This window comes from Kitasatospora sp. NPDC029367, from assembly GCF_055569135.1.
The window spans coordinates 13,292-30,259 of record NZ_JBVHYH010000100.1 but is presented as its reverse complement, the minus strand read 5'-3'; the positions used below and the strand labels follow the sequence as shown (position 1 = coordinate 30,259).

Sequence of the window (16,968 nt, the reverse complement as noted above, 5' to 3'; positions counted from 1 at the left end):
GGCAAGGAGGTTATGGTTGTGCGCGACACCCGTGGAGAAGATTCGGAGTTTGCTAGGCTTGCCTTCCCCCCCCCCCCCCCCCCGCGACCCCCCCCCCCCCCCCCCCGCACCCCCCCCCCCCCCCCCCCCCCCCCCCCCCCCGCCGCCGTCCGCCGAGCGGCGGCGGACGGCGGTGCGGGGGGCGAAGCCGAGGTCGGTGAGCGTGCGCCCCGGCCACATGTGCCGGAACACCCGCTCGTAGGCGTAGTTGGGGCAGCGGATCTCACCGGACTCGACCCGTCCGACGTAGCGGGCGTCGCAGGACACGTGCTCGCCGATCTCGCGGGCGGCGCGGCGGACGGCCATGGCGAACTCGCCCGGTGAGCGGTCGCCGCGCAGTGCGCGCATCACGGTGTTGGGGGTCGGTCGGTTCGGCTCGGCCGGTGGGGTGGCTGCCATGGCGCCGAGAGTACTCGGAGTCACCAGTTGGACACAGTCGGTTCGTGCGACATCTGCTGTCAATTCGGTTCAAAGCGGGCATTGTTGCGGGATATCCGCCATGAAATGCCATGCCTTGCTGTAATGCGCCCCGTGGCCTCCGGCGGTTCCGCGGCGTTGTCCTGATACGTGGAAGCCCAGGCCGTCCCCCCGGCCCGTCCCCGCCCCCGCGGCCCCACACCCGGCGGCAGTGCTTCCGAACCGACGAGGTACAGGAGGTCCCATGATGGCCACCGGACTGCCGCAGCACCGACCCGTCGCCGGGGGCGTGCTCGCCGCCGCCGCCCCCGCCCTGCTCCCCGCCCCCGCCGACGACCGGTTCCCCGGCCGGGGCCCGGTCGAGGGCGGCCGGGGCTCCTGCGGCGGACTGCGCCGGGACGCCGTCGTCCCGGCCGAGGACACCCTCCTCACCGGCTGCGACACGGTGACGGTCGCCCTGCGGCACGGCCTGGAGGCCGTCGACATCCTCAGGCTGCGCCGCGCCTGCGGGGCCGTCCTGCAGAGCCGCAACGGCAGCACCGTCTCCTTCCTCGTCCCGGCCGGCACCTGGGAGACCTGGCACCTGCCCGGCAGCTCCTGTACGGCCGGCGCCCTGGTGCCCGGCGCCACCGACCCGCGCTGGGTGATCCCGCCCGCCGGAACCGGCCGCACCACCCGCCCCACCGACGCCTGGGTGCTCCGCTCCGCCCTCTGCGAGGCCGCCTGCACGCTCACCGCCGGCGGCCTCGGCCCGTTCTAGGGGCGTGCCGCGCGGATCCGGCCGGGCCCGTACGCCTCCGACCGGATCCCCGTGGCACGCCCCTGACCAGGGGCGTGCCCGCTCGGCGGTGACCTGCCCGGGACACCGGCCCAGGTCGCCCTCCGGCGATAATGGCGTCCATGGGACGAAGCAACAGGGCCGCGCGCAGCCCCGAACCGGCGCTCGCCACCGGGGCGGACGGCCGCACCCACGCCCAGGGCCCGCTGACCCGGCAGGTCGGCTCCGGCCTGGCCGAACTGCGCCCCGACCGTGACCGTCCGCAGGCCTGGACGCTGCTGGTCGACGGCGCCCCGCAGTCCCTGGTCGACCTCGCCGACCCCACCCACCTGGGCTTCGAGTACCAGCGCCGGCTCGGCCACCTGATCGACCTGGTCGCGCCGCCCGGCCGCCCGCTGACCGTCCTGCACCTGGGCGGTGGCGCGCTCACCCTGGCCCGCTACGTGGCCGCCACCCGGCCGCGCTCGCGCCAGCAGGTCGCCGAGATCGACACCGCGCTCACCGAACTCGTCCGCGCCGAACTCCCCCTGGAGCGCGGCTGGCAGATCAAGGTGCGCGGCGGGGACGCCCGCGGCGTGCTGGAACGCACCCCCGAGGGCAGCGTCGACCTGGTCATCACCGACGTCTTCTCCGGCGCCCGCACCCCGGCCCACTGCACCACCGTCGAGTTCACCACCCTCGCGGCCCGCGCCCTCGCCCCCGGCGGCTGGTACGCCGCCAACATCGCCGACGGCGGCGCGCTGCCCTTCGCCCGCTCCCAGGTCGCCACCCTCGGCGCGGTCTTCCCCGAGCTGGCCCTGACCGCCGACCCGGCCGTGCTGCGCGGCAAGCGCTTCGGGAACCTCATCCTGGCCGCCGCCCACACCCCGCTCCCGATCACCGACCTGACCCGCCGGGTCGCCTCCGACTCCTCCCTCGGCCGGGTCGAACACGGCCGCGCGCTGGCCGACTTCACGGCCGGGGCCACCCCCGCCACGGACGCCACCGCGGCGCCCTCCCCGGCGCCGCCGCCGGGCGTCTTCCGGTGACGGTGCGGCCCGCTGTGCCAGCTCTGCCCGTTGTGCCGGCCGTGCCGGCGGGCCCGGTGCCGTCCGCCGCGCGGTAAATCCGTTGGTGTGCGGTCCGGTTGCGGCGCACACTGGCCGCAGCCGACGGCTGTCGACGCGAGGAGGCCGCATGCGCATCCGATCCGCCCGCCCGGACGAGGCGGAGCTGCTCACCGCCATCGCCCTGCGGGCCAAGGCGTACTGGGGGTACGACGAGGCCTTCATGGCCGCCTGCCGGCAGGAGTTGACCCTGGACGCGGCCGCCGTCGAACGGGCGTCGACGCTGGTGGCCGAGGAGGGCGCCCGGGTGGTGGGGTTCGCCGCCCTGACCGGCGCCCCGCCGTCCGGCGAGCTGGACATGCTCTTCGTGGAGCCGGACCGGATCGGCCACGGCATCGGCCGCGCCCTGTTCGAGCGGGTCCGCGACCAGGCCCGGGCCGTCGGCCTGCACCGCTTCACCATCGACGCCGACCCGAACGCCGAGCCCTTCTACCTGGCGATGGGCGCCGTCCGGATCGGCAGCACGCCGTCCGGTTCGATACCCGGGCGTGAACTCCCGCTGCTGGCGGTGGAGCTGGCGTCCTGAGCCCCTGAGCCCTGAGCCTTGGGCCCGGCTCCCGCCGCCGTGCCGCCGTGCCGCCGGGGGCGGGTCAGTGCCCGCGCGGCAGTCCGCGGTGCTTGAACATCGCCGCGCCGGTGAGCAGCAGTCCGGCAGCGATCGGGGCCAGCACGGCGGTGGCGGTGGCGGTGCCGTCCTCCGCGGCGGTCACGGTCGCGGTGTCGGCGAGGGCGAGGGCCTCGGGCGTCCCGGTGCCCGCGGGGGTGGTCGGGGTCGCGGCGGGGGCCGCCGTACCGGCCGTTCCGGCGGGCACCGCCGAGTCCGGTCCGTCGTGCGTCGCGGCTTCCCGGACCAGGGGCGTCCCGGCTGCCCCGACCGTTCCGGGCCGGGCCGGGCCGTTCGGGCCGTCGGGGCCGGTGGTGGGGCCGGGCCGGGGGCGGGGGGCGACCGGCAGTGCGGCCGGTTCGCCCTCGCGGGAGGCGCGGGCTCCGGCGGGGCGGCCCTGGGCGGGGACAGCACCGAGCAGACCGGAGGCGAGGGCGAAGGCGTCGGGGACGGCGGCGCCCTGGCCGGGCAGCGGGAGCCCGCCGGCCCGGATGCGCTCCTGGAGGACGCCGCCGACCACCCCCGTGGCCCCGTCGGTCGGGCTGCCCGCCGGCTCGCCGCCGGCCCGTGCGCCGCTGGTCGGTTCACCACCGGCCGGTTCACCGCCAGTCGGTGCACCGGCCGACCCGGGGGAGCGGCCGGCGTCCGCGGTGCCGTGTTGCCCCGGGCCGCCCGGGCGGAGGGCTGACGGCCCGTCGAGCGCAGGCCCGCCGTGCACGGCCCGGCGGACGGCCGGTCGGGGCTGCCCGGAGGAGGGTTCGGCGGTGGCCGCGTACGCGCTGGAGGCGCCGACGCCCCAGAGCTGGGCGAGCAGGGCCCCGCCGACGGCGACGGCGCGCGGGCGGGGCAGCCACCGGGCGGCCGCTCGCCGCGCTCCGGCGAAGCCACGGGCGGCGGGTTCCTGGGGCTCGGTCGCGTGATTGGCTCGCACGTGAGTTGAGAACGAGCGGGCGGGCGGTGAGGTCACGGCCGCCGTCACGGACAGTCATCGCGCAGGTGGCCCCGGGGCGCTGCTCCCGGGGCCACCGACCGCGCGGCGGTCAGGAGTTGGGGCGCAGGGTCCAGGTGACCGTCATCACACCGGTGACGGCGCCGTCGGCGCGGGTGATCTCGACGGTGACCGGGAACTCGGGGCGACCGCCGGCGTCCAGCTCGGCGACCACCTCGGCGGCCGGGCGGCCGAGCACGGCGGTGGCGGTGACCTCGCCCATCGCCAGCTTCTTGTAGGCGATCTCGGCGTTCACGGCGAGCGGCACGGCCCGGGACAGCTGGTCCCCGAAGGCGGCCAGCACGATGCAGCCGCTGGCGGACTCGGCGAGGGTGAACATCGCGCCGGCGTGCGGGCCGCCGACGTGGTTGTGGTACGCGGGCTGGTCGGGCAGCCGGAGCACGGCGCGGTCCGGGGTGGTCTCCAGGTACTCGAGCTTGAGGGTGTGCGCCATCGGCACGGTGGCGTCGAGCATCTGGCCGATCGAAGGAGTGGTCATGGCGACGATGTTACTAGCCGGTAGCTTGTTGCGGCAGTGGCCGACCGGAAAACCCGGGCCGCCGGGCGCAACTGAGCCCGCGCCCGATCGGAGAACGCGTCGGGAAGCGCGTCGGGGGCGCGTGAAAGGCACGTGGGGAATGCGTCGGGAGCGCGCCGGAAGCACGTCGGAACGCGAAAACGCCTGAGGGGCCGATCTCTTGAAGAGATCGGCCCCTCAGGCTCTGGGGTGAGTGACGGGACTCGAACCCGCGGCCACCTGGACCACAACCAGGTGCTCTACCAACTGAGCTACACCCACCATCTGTCCGGTCCGTTCCCGCTTCCGCGTTCCCGTTCCGACAGGAAGAACTCTACAGGATCCGAGAGGGTGCTCGCGCCAGGGTTTCGTCCCGGCGAACGAAGCCACCCCCTCCGACCCCGCGACGCCCCGGTCAGTCGGTCGCGGCCCGGTACTTCTCCGCGATCCCGCGCGCCGTCTCGGCGTCCGGGCCGGGCTGCGGCACGAACACCGCCTCGCGGTAGTAGCGCAGTTCGTCGATGCTCTCGCGGATGTCCGCGAGCGCCCGGTGGTTCCCGCCCTTCGGCGGGCTGTTGTAGTACGCCTTCGGGTACCAGCGGCGGGCCAGCTCCTTGATCGAGGAGACGTCCACGATCCGGTAGTGCAGGTGCTTCTCCAGGGCTGGCATGTCCCGGGTCAGGAAGCCGCGGTCGGTGGCCACCGAGTTGCCGCACAGCGGCGTCTTCCCGGCCTCCGGCACGTGCTCGCGCACGTACGCCAGGACCCGCTCCTCGGCCTCGGCCAGGGTCACGCCCTGCTCCAGCTCCTCCAGCAGGCCGGAGGAGGTGTGCATCGCGCGCACCACCTCCGGCATGTTCGCGAGAGCCTCCGCCGGCGGGCGGATGATGACGTCCACGCCCTCGCCGAGGATGTTCAGCTCGGAGTCCGTCACCAGCACCGCGACCTCGACCAGGGCGTCCCGGTCGAGGTCGAGGCCGGTCATTTCACAGTCGATCCATACCAAACGGTCATTCACGCAACTCACCCTACGGCGCGATCACGCGCCACGGGGACCGGAGGAGCCGACCGGGGTGCCGGAGCGCAGCCGTCGGCCTGGTGCTCCTCCGCCCCGTCGTGGGTGCCGGGGCCGTCCGGACGCTCGCCCTCCCGGCCCGTACGGACCGCGTGGCCGTCCCGTCCGGGGCGCGCCTCGCGTGCCGCCCGCGCCCCGTCCGCCGCGGTCGCCCGGGCGGCGCCCGGTGCGCGGACCTGCGGAGCCCGCGCCTGCCGACCCCGGAGCTCACCCGCCCCGGCCGCCGGCTGACCGGCGGCACCCGTCGGAACCCGGCCGCCCGGTGCACCGTGTGCCCGTCCGGCCGCGCCCGGCTCGTCACCGGGCCGCCCGTCCGCGCTGCGGTGCCCCTGGCCCTGACCGCGCGCCCCCGGCTGGGGGTGGCCGTCCTCGGCCGCCGCGTGCTCGGCGGTGCGCGGCGGACGCCCCGCACCCGGACCGGCCTGCGGCGGCACCAGCGGCGACCGCACCGGACCGCGCGCCGCACCCTGCTGCCCGGGGTGCGGTTGCTGCGCGGCCTGCTGGTGCGGGTACGGCTGGCCCGCGCGGCCGTGGAAGCCCTGGGCGGCCGGCGTCCCGGCCTGCCCCGGACCGTACGGACCGGCCTGTCCGTGCGGCACCGGCTGTCCGTGACCGACCGGCTGCCCGTGCTGGCCCGGCTGGCCGGCCTGGCCCTGGCCGCCCGGACCGGCCGGGTACGGGTGGCCCTGCGGACCCCCGTGCCCGCCACCGCCGAACGGTCCGCCGCCCGCCGCGGCCGCCGCGTGCGCCAGGGCGCCGGGCAGCCGGATGTCGGCCGCCGGGGTCGGTGTCTGCTGTCCGGGGCGGCGCGCCCGGTAGCTGGTCCGGTACGCGGCCGGGGAGACCCCGAGCTGACGGCGGAAGTGCCCGCGCAGCGCGACCGGCGACCGGAACCCGCACCGGCGCGCCACGTCGTCCACCGACAGCTCCGACGTCTCCAGCAGCCGCTGCGCCTGGAGCACCCGCTGGGTGATCAGCCACTGCAGCGGCGCACTGCCGGTGAGCGTGCGGAAGCGGCGGTCGAAGGTGCGCCGGCTCATGTAGGCACGGGCCGCCAGCACCTCGACGTCGAACTGCTGGTTGAGGTTCTCCAGCGCCCAGGTGACCACCTCGGCCAGCGGGTCGTTGCCGATCTCCTCCGGTAAAGACTGATCGATGTACTGGGCCTGTCCGCCGCCGCTGCGGCGACTGGGCACCACCAGGCGGCGGGCCAGCGCGTTCGCGGCCTCGGCGCCGTGGTCGCTGCGCACCACGTGCAGGCACAGGTCGATGCCGGCGGCGGTACCGGCCGAGGTCAGCACGTCGCCGTCGTCCACGAACAGCTCGCGCGGGTCCACGTGCACCCGCGGGTACCGCTTGGCCAGGGTCGGCGCGTACATCCAGTGGGTGGTCGCCGGGCGGCCGTCCAGCAGACCGGCCGCGGCGAGCACGAAGGCACCGGTACAGAGCCCGATGATCCGCGCGCCCTCGTGGTGGGCCTTGCGCAGGGCGGTGATCGCCTCGACCGGGGGCGGCTGGGAGATCGAGCGCCAGGCCGGTACGACGATCGTGCCGGCCCGGGCGAGGGCCTCCAGGCCGTACGGCGCGGAGAGGGTCAGGCCGCCCGTGGTGGCCAGCGGTCCCTCCTCCCCGGCACAGACCAGCAGTCGGTAGCGGGGCACTCCGGCGTCCTGGCGGTCCACGCCGAAGACGGAGAGCGGGATCGAGCTCTCGAAGATCGGTGCGCCGCCGAAGATCAGCACCGCGACGGTCTCCCGGCGGCGCCGGCCGGACAGCTTGCGCGGGGAGCCGATGGTCGCCAGCGCGTTCGCGGAGCCGTTGCCGCCCGGGGAGCCGTGGCCCAGCGGGCCGTGGCCGGGGGCGGTGCCCAGGGCCAGGCCGCCGCCGAGCGGGCCGGCGCCGGAACCGTTCAGCCCCGGGGCCGAGCCGGTGGCGGGGTAGGCCGGGTGGCCGGGGTAGCCCGGGTACTCGCCGTAGGGCTGCGCCGGGCCGCCGTGGGACTGGCCCGCTCCGTGTGCCGTGCCGTGGCCGGGCGCCGCGCCGTGGCCGGGCGCCGCGCCGTGGCCGGGGTTGACGGGGCCTCGGCTGACGGGCTGTCCGGCGGGGGACGGGTGGCCGCCCTGGTGTCCGCCCGGGTGCCCGCCCTGGTGTCCACCCGGGTGTCCGCCCTGTACCGGCTGCGCACCGTACGGGGCCGGGCCGCCGTGCGTGGTGCCGCCGTGCTCGGCCGGGGAGTGGCCGGGGGTGGCGGACGGCGCGGGGGGATAGGGGGAGTGCGAGGCGGGGCCCGAGGGGCTCGGGATGCCGGAGGCGCGGGTGGTGGCGGCGATCGCGGAGGTGCCGGTGCTTCTCACGGGCCGACTCGCGGTGCCGGCCGGTGCCTGGCCGCTGTCAGGACCCGCGTCGCTCCTGCTCACCCTGCTCAAGGCGCTCAAGCCCCCTCGGTGGTGTGGTGTGGGTGGTGCGGCACTGCTGGCCAAGATCGAAATCTATCGGGTGGACCGTTGCCGTTGTGACAAGTTCACCATCCGACGCTATGTCGACATGGCAATTTGGCGTGATGCATTCGATCACGAAGCGTGGCACCCGTCGACCCTTCTGGGAAGAGGGCCGGTGCAACGGTGGCTGGTTGTCGCAGGACGGTTCCTGGGGTGTCCGGCTTCCGGGAACCCGGCCGGCGGGTCTGGGCTGCGGATTTGCCCAAGGGGGAGCGCGCGGCACGAAATTGACCGAAAATCGGCGGTGCACAGGAGGGCGCACGGGCACCGGCTGTGCGCCTCCCAGGCTTCATCCGGCCAGCGCCAGGACGGGCGGACCGTTACCCCTGCGGCGCGGCTACGTTCCTGCCGTGAACACCAACCGCCGGCTCGAACGGGCCAACGACAACTCCGCCGCCTTCTGGCTCGCCCAAGCCCGCGCACACGGCTGGCAGTCCCGCGTCGGACCGGGCCTCACGGCAGTCCGCTGCGCCCGCACCCCGGGCGACTCCCAGCGCTTCGTGGTCACCCGCCCGTACGCCGAACCGGCCGACGTGGAAAAGCAGTTGGTCGAGCTCCAGGCCGAGTGGGGCACCATTCGCTTCACTCTGGAGGACCCTTACGGCGGGCTCGACCTGACCCGTCTCGGAGCCGTCCGGATGCCGCTCATGCCGGTGATGGTCCGGGAGCCCGGACCGGTCGACGGTGCGACCGTCGACGGCTCGGTGGCCGGCAGCTCGGTGGTCGGCGGCTCTGTGGCTGGTGGCTGGGTGACCGACGGCCGGGACGCCGGGCTGCCCGTCGTCTCGAGGGCGCACGACGGAGCCGTCCTGACGGTGAATGAGGCATTGAGCGGTGACGCCCTCGCCCTGGTGGAGCGCACCGTCGTGGACGGTTTCCCGCTGCCCGCCCGACAGCCCTGGACCCGCGGTGAAGCCCTCCCGGAGCGGCTGCTCGCCGAACCCGGCTGCCGGGCCTGGCTCGGCCGCGTCGACGGCGCACCGGCCGGTGCCTGCCTCACCTACGACGACGGCACCTCCACCGGGGTGTACTGGGTCGCCACCCTGCCCGACCAGCGCGGAAGGGGCGTGGCCCGAGCTGTGCTGGAGGCCGCGCTGACCCGCGCCCACCCGGACCGCCCGGCCACCCTGGTCGCCACCTCGGTCGGCGAACCGCTGTACCGCAAGCTCGGGTTCGCCGGACAGGGCCGGACCAGCTGGTGGACCAGGACCTCGCCGCGAGGCTGACCTGCGGGCCCGCGCTACCCGGCGACCGCCGCGACGGCGGGTGCGGGTGCGGGGTCGGCGGGCGCGGGCGCGGGCGCGGGGTCGGCGTTGGCGGGCGCGGGGTCGAGCGCGGGCCCGGTCGGGATGCCCGGTGCGGCCGGAGAGGTCCTCGCGGCGCCGGGCACCGCGGCGAACACCGTACGGGCGGCCCTCGCCCCACCCGTACTACCCGTACCACCCGTCCCACCAGCACCTTCGGCTTCAGCTGCCCCACCGGCCGCGGTGCGGAGGGGGGTTGGTCGCCCCGGCGCGAACGGTCGGTCGCAGTTCGCGCCCGGCTCCGCCCCACCACCCGTCCGCAGGTCGCCGGCCGCCCCGGCGTCCGACCCCTGGCGTGTACCCGGGCGTTGGAGGCCGTCGGCGATCGCGGCAAACCCGCCTGATCGGTTTCGGACACCGGACCCGGCTCCGGAAGCCGGGGCGACGGCCGTCCCGGGGCTCACGGGAACGGGCGCACTCGGACCCTCCAGAGCGGTCACCGCCACACGTGCGCCGGTCCGTACGCCGAGTTGCGCCGTCGCACGGGCGGGCAGGGTGGCCGCCTGCTGTTGCCCAGGCCCGCCCGCGCGCGCCCCCGGCCGGGCGCCTGCGCGCGCGGAAGGTGCGTTGCGCGCGGACAGCACCAGGCCCACGGCCTCCGGGATCCCGGCCGCCTTCAGCGTCGGCCGGTAGCCGCTCTCCGCCCACGGCCGGCCGTGGTGCAGCCAGACGCTGCGCAGCCCGGCCAGTTCGGCGCCGGCGATGTCGGCAGGCGCGTGGTCCCCGACCATCCAGGTGTGCGCCGTCCAGTCCCCGGTCGGCCGGATGCCGCACCGCCGGGCGGCTATCTCGAAGATCAGCGGATCCGGTTTGACGCAGTCGGCCTCCTCCGAGATCACCCAGCCGTCGACCAGTGCCCCCAGCCCGGTCCGCCGGATCTTCTCCAACTGCGGCCGGGTGCCGCCGTTGGAGACGATGCCGAGGGTCCATCCGGCCGCCCGTGCGGTCCGCAGCGCCTCCACCGTCCGGGGCGGGCAGTGGATGTGCGAGTTGATGCCGCGTCGGAAGTGCGCGAGCAGGAACTCGGCCGAGGCGTCCAGGCCGTAGCGGCGCCGCACCGCCGACAGTACGGTGCTGCGCGGCACGTAGCCGCTCCCGTCGAGGGTGACGAACCAGTCGAGGTCCCCGGGCGGCAGGTGGTGTTCGGACAGGAAGTCCTGCGCCCAGGCCCGGAAGGCGGCGTCCCGGGGGAGCAGCGTGTTGTCGAGGTCGAACAGGAGCAGGGGCATGCCGAGCATGGTGCCAGCGGCCCGGCCCATGCACCTGGCAAATGCCAGAGCACGTCGCGAAGCCGTACGCAGTGGCTGAAAGGACCCCGACGCCGGATGGACGGGGTGGGCCCAGGCGGGCCGGTGAGCAGGCCGGGATCCGTGGGGCGTAACGGTTGGCGACATTCCGCAACGGATCGTCGCCAATCCATGACAGTCCGGTCACGGTGTCCGGCAGGCCTGTTGCGCCTCTGGGTCCGCTCAGTCAAGCTCCTTAGAACCTCCGTTCTGGAGGGGGCGCGATCGCCTGCGGGCAGGGCGCACCGCCACGGCGGGCGCATCCCTCTTTCGCGGGAACAACGTCGCTCCGGGGGCTTCGCCGCTGGGCTGGGCCCCATGCCCGTCGTACTCTGAAAGGAACAGGTCACATACGGTGCTGCGCGTCGCCGACCGACGTCACCCCGTGGGCGGGCCTGCTGCCCGGGCAGCGTTGTCCTCCTCTCCTGTCGGCCCCTCTCCCTTGAAGAGCCGTGAGCCATGGCTGGTTTTGAGCCTTCCCGACCGGTCGAACCGGACGCGCCCCGCAGTGCGGGCGCAGGGCTCCGGGGGGACGGCGCCCGCACCCACCTCGAGCCGTCCGACGGGCAGCTCGACGAGCGCCCGGAAGACCGCGCCGACGAGCGCCAGGACGAGGCTGACGACGACCGTGACGAGCGCGTCGAGCCAGGTGTCACCGAGCCCGATGACCGACGCATCGGCATACAGCGCGGCGAGCGGTTGGGCGAACTGCCGGGCGGGCAGCCCGAAGAGCATGCGGACGGCAGCAGCCCCGGTGCTGGCCCCGGCCCCGGCGCCGGCCCCGACGCCGACGACGGTGGCCGAGCCGACGGTTCGGCCCACCCCGACAGCAGGCCGGACGGCGGGCGGGCAGCCGCCGTCGGGACGGCGCAGCCCGCAGCCGCGAGCCCTGGGCGGGGCGAACCCCACGCCCTGGTGCGCGCCTTGCGCAGCCTTCGGCGCGGCAGCCTCGCCCGGCGTGACCGCCCCGGACCGCGCCAGCGCCGTGACGGGCATCCGGCCGGGCCTGCGGAGCCCTCGGTGACGGGCCGACCCGGCCCCGGTGCCGAACGTCCGGACACCGCCTCCGGTCCGCTCGGTGGGCACACCGAGCCGTCGGCGTTGGACGCACCCGGGCGCTCCCTCGACCCGGTGTTCCAGCACGGTGTCGTGGTGGGCTTCGACGGCTCCCTGTCGAGCGAGCGCGCCCTCGCCTACGCCGTCGGCATGGCCCGCCGGTCGCAGTGCGGCCTGGTGATCGTGCACGTCGCCAACCGCCTGCCCGCCACGGTCTGGGCGGGCTGTGAACCTCCCGTCTTCGTCGATCTCCCGGACCACCGCACGGAGGTCCTCGGCCTGGAACTCGCCTGCGCGGACTTCCTCGCGGGGGTGCCGTGGGTCCTGATCGAGCGGGGCGGCGACATCTGCCACGAGATCGAGGAGGTCGGCCGCGAGTACGCCGCCGACGCGATCGTCGTCGGCACGACGCACGGCCTGCTCGGCAAGATCTTCGGCTCGGTCTCCGGGCGGCTGGCGCGGCGGGCCAACCGCCCGGTGATCGTGATTCCTTGAGGACTTCCGGCTGCCGCGGAGCCTCCGCGGCGGCGGTTCCCGCCGCCGCGGTGTGCTCCTCAACAGCCCTTGTGGAGCGGTGGGTTGACCCGGTGGGCCCGGCTTCCGGGGTGACCACCGGAAGCCGGCCGTCAGGAGTCGACGGTCAGGCGCCGATCGTCACGAGGTGACGCCGAGCTGCCGGGCGATGAGCATGCGCTGGACTTCGGACGTGCCCTCCCCGATCTCGAGAATCTTGCAGTCGCGCCAGAAGCGGGCGACCGGGAATTCGTTCATGAAGCCGTACCCGCCGTGGATCTGGGTCGCCTCGCGGGCGTTGTCGACGGCGGCCTCGGACGAGTACAGCTTCGCGATCGCGGCCTCCTTCTTGAACGGTTCACCGTGCAGCAGCCGGGAAGCGGCGTCCCGCCAGGCCAGGCGGGAGGTGTGGGCGCGCAGCTCCATGTCGGCGAGCTTGAACTGGATGGCCTGGTTGGCACCGATCGGGCGGCCGAAGGCCCGGCGGGTGCCGGCGTACTTGACGGACTCGTCGACGCAGCCCTGGGCCAGGCCGGTGGCCAGGGCCGCGATCGCGATGCGGCCCTCGTCGAGGATCCGCAGGAACTGGGCGTAGCCTCGGCCACGCTCGCCCAGCAGGTTGGCCGCGGGGACGCGGCAGTCGGTGAAGGACAGTTCGCGGGTGTCGGATGCGTTCCACCCGACCTTCGAGTACTTCTTCGAGACCTGGAAGCCGGGGGTCCCGGTGGGCACGATGATGGACGAGATCTCCCGCACAGGCGAGCGGAATTCGCCTTCTTCACTCGAACGAGCGATCGGTTCGGTGAGCGCGGTGACGGTGACCAGACCGGTGATGTCGGTGCCGGAGTTGGTGATGAAGCACTTGGTGCCGTTGATGACCCACTCGTCGGTGGCCTCGTCGTAGCGGGCGGTGGTGCGGGTCGCCCCGGCGTCCGAGCCGCCCTCCGGCTCGGTGAGGCCGAAGGCGCCGAGGAGCTCGCCGGAGGTCAGCCGGGGCAGCCACTCGCGCTTCTGCTCCTCGGTGCCGAAGCGGTAGATCGGCATCGCGCCCAGCGAGACGGCGGCCTCCAGGGTGATCGCCACCGAGGAGTCCACGCGGGCGAGTTCCTCCAGGGCGAGGCCGAGGGCGAAGTAGTCGCCGCCCATGCCGCCGTACTCCTCCGGGAAGGGCAGGCCGAACAGGCCCATCCGCCCCATCTCGCGGACGATCTCGTAGGGGAACTCCTCCCGCTCGTAGAACTCGCCGATCTTCGGCGCCACCACGTCCTGGGCGAACTCCGCGACGGTGCGCCGCAGTTCCTCGTACTCGCTGCTGAGCCGGTGGTCGAGCATCTGATCCTCCTGGTGCCCGGCCGGGGTGGCCGTGGGCATGAGCGGGACGACCGGCGTCCGTCTGACGGTGTGACGGTCGCACGGTGTGGTTGACGGATGAACGGGGTGCGGTGGCGCCGGCCGGACCGTTCGGGCGGCCGGCGCCGGGAAGTCGGGCGGGGCCGGTCAGCCCCGGGCGGCGCCGAGCAGCGCCTGGACGGTGCGGGAGGGGCTCGGGCGGCCGAGCTGCCCGGCCATCCAGCCGCTGGTCGCGACCAGCGCGCGCAGGTCGACGCCGGTCCGGACGCCGAGCCCGTGCAGCATCCACACCAGGTCCTCGGTGGCCAGGTTCCCGGTGGCGCTCTTCGCGTACGGGCAGCCGCCCAGTCCGCCCGCCGAGGCGTCCACCGTGGTGACGCCCTCGCGCAGCGCCGCCAGGGTGTTGCTGAGTGCCTGGCCGTAGGTGTCGTGGAAGTGCACGGCGATCCGGCCGACGGGCACGCCGGCCTTCGCGAACCCGGCCAGCAGTGCACCGACCTGGCCGGGGGTGGCCACGCCGATGGTGTCGCCGAGGCTCAGCTCGGCGCAGCCCATCTCCAGCAGCTGGACGCCGTACCGGACCACCTGGTCGACCGGGACGGGCCCCTCCCAGGGGTCGCCGAAGCACATCGAGAGGTAGCCGCGGACGGTGACCCCGGCCTCGGCGGCCCGGGTCACGACCGGGCGGAACATCGCCATGGCCTCGTCCGCCGAACGGTTGAGGTTGCGCCGGGCGAAGGTCTCGGTGGCGCTGGCGAAGACCGCGATGTCGGTGGCGTGGTGGGCGAGCGCGCGGTCGAGGCCGCGCTCGTTGGGGACCAGCACCGGCAGCCGCAGGCCGGGATGGCGCTCCGGCAGGCCGGCGAGCCGGGGGACCAGCTCCTCGGCGTCGGCGAGCTGGGGTACCCATTTCGGGTGAACGAAGCTGGTCGCCTCGACGGTCCGCAGCCCGGCGGCGGCGAGCCGGCCGATGAACTCGGCCTTGACCTCGACGGGCACCAGGGAGCTCTCGTTCTGCAGCCCGTCGCGCGGCCCGACCTCGTGGATCCGGACCTCCTCGGGCAGGCCGGGGGCGCGGACCGGGTCGGGCAGGCCCAGGTCGAGTGCGTCGGGCTCGCGGGCGGCGCCACCCGGGGCGGCGGTCCCCGGGGCGGGGGTCTCCGGGGACGTCATGACCGCACCTCCGCGGGCTCGGCGGCCGCCTCGGCCGGGGTGACCACGACCAGCAGGTCCTCCATCGCGACGGTGGCGCCGGCGGTGGCCCGCAGCTCGGCCACCACGCCGTCGTGCGGCGCGGCGATCACGTGTTCCATCTTCATGGCCTCCAGCACGAGCAGGGGTTGGCCCTTGCGGACCGTCTCGCCCGCCGTGGTCTTGACGACCGTGACGGTGCCGGGCATCGGGGCGGTCAGCGCGCCGTGGTGCGCCGAGGCGCCGCCGACGCTCTCGCCGACCGGGTCGTAGGCGTGCATCGGCCAGGCGTCGCCCTCGACGCCGAGCCAGGTCACCGGGCCGGCCGGGAGGCCGGGGGAGGCGTCGGTGGCCAGCGCGAAGGCGGTCTGCAGGCCGTCGACGGTCAGGTGCAGCCGGTCGGCCGCCAGGGTCGCGCGGGCGCGGTGGACGGGCCCGGCGTCCAGCTGGAGCTCGACCTCGCGGGCGGTCCCGGGCGAATTGTCAGTGGCGTCGGTTACGTTGCCCGCAGTGATCGAACGGATGCGCACCGACACCGGGTCCTGGCCGGGGGTCCGGAGTCGGTGGGTGGTCCAGGCGGGGGTGCCACCGAGGCGCCAGCCGGAGGGAAGGGAGAACGGGTCGGTCCAGCCGCCGGGGTCGGCGGCCGGGGTGAGGTCCAGGTGCCGTGCCAGCGCGGCCGCGTAGTAGAGGAGGTGGGCAGGTGATGGCGGTTCGGATGCCGGGGCGCGGGCGGGATCGGTCGCGCTCGGTGCCGCCGCGTGCGAGGTTGCCGCGTTCGACGGGGAGTGCGGTGCGACGAGCAGGGCCGGCTGCTGCTGGGCCGTCTGTTCCACCAGGCCGGTGTCCAGTCGGCCGGCGACGACCTCGGGGTGGGCGAGCAGTCGGCGCAGGAAGCCGGTGTTGGTGGTGACACCCAGGATGCGGGTGTCGGCCAGCGCGGCGCGGAGCCGACGCAGCGCGGTCGGGCGGTCGGGCCCGTACGCGATGACCTTGGCGAGCATGGGGTCGTAGGCGCTGGTGACAACGGTTCCGGGGGCGACTCCGGAGTCGACTCGGATGCCCTCGCCCCGGGGCTCGTCCAGGGTGAGGATGCGACCGCCGGTGGGCAGGAAGTCCCGTTCCGGGTCCTCGGCGCAGATGCGGGCCTCGATGGCGTGGCCCAGGAAGGAGACGTCGGACTGGCCGAAGGAGAGCGGCTCGCCCGCGGCGACGCGCAGTTGCCACTCGACCAGGTCCAGTCGGGCCGATTCCGGGCCGACGGCGACGGCGAGTTCGGTGACGGGGTGCTCGACCTGGAGGCGGGTGTTCATCTCCATGAAGAAGAAGTCCCGCACCCCCTCGGCGGCGGAGGCGGGGGCGTCCGGGTCGATGCCGGGGACGATGAACTCCACGGTGCCGGCCCCGGTGTAGCCGCAGGACTCGGCGGCGCGGACGGCCGCAGCGCCCATCGCGGCGCGGGTCTCGGCATTGAGCAGGACGGAGGGAGCCTCTTCGATCAGTTTCTGGTGGCGGCGCTGGAGGCTGCACTCGCGCTCGCCGAGGTGGACGGTGGTGCCGTGGGCGTCGGCGAGCACCTGCACCTCGATGTGGCGCGGCCGGTCGATCCACCGCTCCAGCAGCAGGGTGTCGTCGCCGAAGGCGGTCCGGGCGACGCGACGGGCGGCGGCGATCTCGGTGGGCAGCTCGGCCGGATCCCGCACCAGGCGCATGCCCTTTCCGCCACCACCGGCGGAGGGCTTGAGCAGGACGGGGTAGCCGATCTCGTCGGCGGCGGCGACGAGGTCCTCGTCGGTGGGCGCGGTGGCCTGGCTGCCGGGGACCACCGGGACGCCGGCGGTCCGGACGGCCTCCTTGGCGTTGATCTTGTCACCCATCAGCTCGACCGCACCGGGAGGTGGTCCGATGAAGACGAGGCCCGCGTCGGCGCACGCGCGGGCGAAGCCGGGGTTCTCGGCGAGGAAGCCGTAGCCGGGGTGGACGGCCTGGGCGCCGGTGCGGTGGGCGGCGGCGAGGATCTGATCGGTGCGCAGGTAGGTCTCGGCGGCCGAGCTGTCGCTGCGGTCGGCCGGGCCGAGCCGGACGGCGACGTCGGCCTCGCGGACGTGCGGTGCGTCGGCGTCCGCGTCGCTGAACACGGCGACCGAGCGGACACCGAGCCGCCGCAGGGTGCGGATCACCCGCAGGGCGATCTCACCGCGGTTGGCGACCAGAACTGTGTCGAACATGGGAGGCGTTCCTCCGGG

Annotated in this window: 12 protein-coding genes, 1 tRNA gene and 3 pseudogenes; 5 read left to right on the top strand and 11 right to left on the bottom strand. The window is 75.1% G+C overall.

The genetic code is table 11. The features are described from left to right. Positions 1 to 438: pseudogene (locus ACZ4W5_RS34815) on the bottom strand (tetratricopeptide repeat protein); the annotation flags it as partial. Between the two features lie 262 nt (positions 439 to 700). Between ACZ4W5_RS34815 and ACZ4W5_RS34810 the strand changes: the two are divergent. The 3 genes from ACZ4W5_RS34810 to ACZ4W5_RS34800 all read left to right on the top strand — a co-directional run bounded on the left by ACZ4W5_RS34810 (position 701) and on the right by ACZ4W5_RS34800 (position 2,866). Next, a complete protein-coding gene (locus ACZ4W5_RS34810; protein ID WP_360244920.1) occupies positions 701 to 1,216 on the top strand; it encodes a hypothetical protein in 516 nt (171 codons plus the stop codon). Positions 1,217 to 1,356: 140 nt separating this feature from the next. Next, a complete protein-coding gene (locus ACZ4W5_RS34805) occupies positions 1,357 to 2,262 on the top strand; it encodes a spermidine synthase (protein WP_402485768.1) in 906 nt (301 codons plus the stop codon). 148 nt (positions 2,263 to 2,410) lie between these two features. Beyond that, positions 2,411 to 2,866 carry a GNAT family N-acetyltransferase gene (locus tag ACZ4W5_RS34800; RefSeq protein ID WP_360244926.1) on the top strand — a complete coding sequence of 152 codons (456 nt, stop codon included), beginning with the start codon at positions 2,411 to 2,413 and terminating at the stop codon, positions 2,864 to 2,866. Between the two features lie 64 nt (positions 2,867 to 2,930). Here ACZ4W5_RS34800 and ACZ4W5_RS34795 read toward each other — a convergent pair whose 3' ends face one another. The 5 genes and pseudogenes from ACZ4W5_RS34795 to ACZ4W5_RS34775 all read right to left on the bottom strand — a co-directional run. Further along, positions 2,931 to 3,875, bottom strand: coding sequence for a hypothetical protein (locus ACZ4W5_RS34795; RefSeq protein ID WP_360244929.1), 945 nt, complete (start codon positions 3,873 to 3,875; stop codon positions 2,931 to 2,933). 109 nt (positions 3,876 to 3,984) lie between these two features. After that, complete coding sequence (locus tag ACZ4W5_RS34790) at positions 3,985 to 4,431, bottom strand: DUF4442 domain-containing protein (RefSeq protein WP_350504886.1); 447 nt, start codon at positions 4,429 to 4,431, stop codon at positions 3,985 to 3,987. Between the two features lie 224 nt (positions 4,432 to 4,655). Then, a tRNA-His gene (locus ACZ4W5_RS34785) sits at positions 4,656 to 4,731 on the bottom strand. A 133-nt stretch (positions 4,732 to 4,864) separates the two neighbouring features. Next, positions 4,865 to 5,467 (bottom strand): oligoribonuclease, encoded by a 603-nt coding sequence (gene orn / locus ACZ4W5_RS34780; protein WP_360244932.1) that lies wholly within the window; start codon positions 5,465 to 5,467, stop codon positions 4,865 to 4,867. A 674-nt stretch (positions 5,468 to 6,141) separates the two neighbouring features. After that, positions 6,142 to 7,326: pseudogene (locus tag ACZ4W5_RS34775) on the bottom strand (helix-turn-helix domain-containing protein); the annotation flags it as partial. Between the two features lie 1,046 nt (positions 7,327 to 8,372). Between ACZ4W5_RS34775 and ACZ4W5_RS34770 the strand changes: the two are divergent. After that, the gene (locus tag ACZ4W5_RS34770; RefSeq protein ID WP_465659075.1) at positions 8,373 to 9,248 is read left to right on the top strand and encodes a GNAT family N-acetyltransferase; all 876 of its coding nucleotides are present in this window, start codon (positions 8,373 to 8,375) and stop codon (positions 9,246 to 9,248) included. Between the two features lie 14 nt (positions 9,249 to 9,262). Here ACZ4W5_RS34770 and ACZ4W5_RS34765 read toward each other — a convergent pair whose 3' ends face one another. Both ACZ4W5_RS34765 and ACZ4W5_RS34760 read right to left on the bottom strand, forming a co-directional pair. Next, the gene (locus tag ACZ4W5_RS34765) at positions 9,263 to 10,555 is read right to left on the bottom strand and encodes an HAD family hydrolase (RefSeq protein ID WP_465659074.1); all 1,293 of its coding nucleotides are present in this window, start codon (positions 10,553 to 10,555) and stop codon (positions 9,263 to 9,265) included. Positions 10,556 to 10,990: 435 nt separating this feature from the next. Then, positions 10,991 to 11,608 carry a hypothetical protein gene (locus tag ACZ4W5_RS34760; protein WP_465659073.1) on the bottom strand — a complete coding sequence of 206 codons (618 nt, stop codon included), beginning with the start codon at positions 11,606 to 11,608 and terminating at the stop codon, positions 10,991 to 10,993. A gap of 120 nt (positions 11,609 to 11,728) precedes the next feature. On the opposite strand from ACZ4W5_RS34760, the pseudogene ACZ4W5_RS34755 reads away from it, so the two are divergent. Then, positions 11,729 to 12,163, top strand: a pseudogene (locus ACZ4W5_RS34755) (universal stress protein); the annotation flags it as partial. Positions 12,164 to 12,322: 159 nt separating this feature from the next. On the opposite strand, the gene ACZ4W5_RS34750 reads toward ACZ4W5_RS34755, so the two are convergent. The 3 genes from ACZ4W5_RS34750 to ACZ4W5_RS34740 form a co-directional block, all read right to left on the bottom strand. Next, a complete protein-coding gene (locus ACZ4W5_RS34750; protein WP_360244983.1) occupies positions 12,323 to 13,513 on the bottom strand; it encodes an acyl-CoA dehydrogenase family protein in 1,191 nt (396 codons plus the stop codon). A gap of 165 nt (positions 13,514 to 13,678) precedes the next feature. Continuing rightward, positions 13,679 to 14,704: a hydroxymethylglutaryl-CoA lyase gene (locus ACZ4W5_RS34745; protein WP_465659071.1), complete on the bottom strand. Its 1,026-nt coding sequence runs from the start codon at positions 14,702 to 14,704 to the stop codon at positions 13,679 to 13,681. After that, positions 14,701 to 16,950, bottom strand: coding sequence for an ATP-binding protein (locus tag ACZ4W5_RS34740; protein WP_360244947.1), 2,250 nt, complete (start codon positions 16,948 to 16,950; stop codon positions 14,701 to 14,703). Before ACZ4W5_RS34740 ends, ACZ4W5_RS34745 begins: the two co-directional genes overlap by 4 nt. Positions 16,951 to 16,968 lie beyond the last annotated feature (18 nt).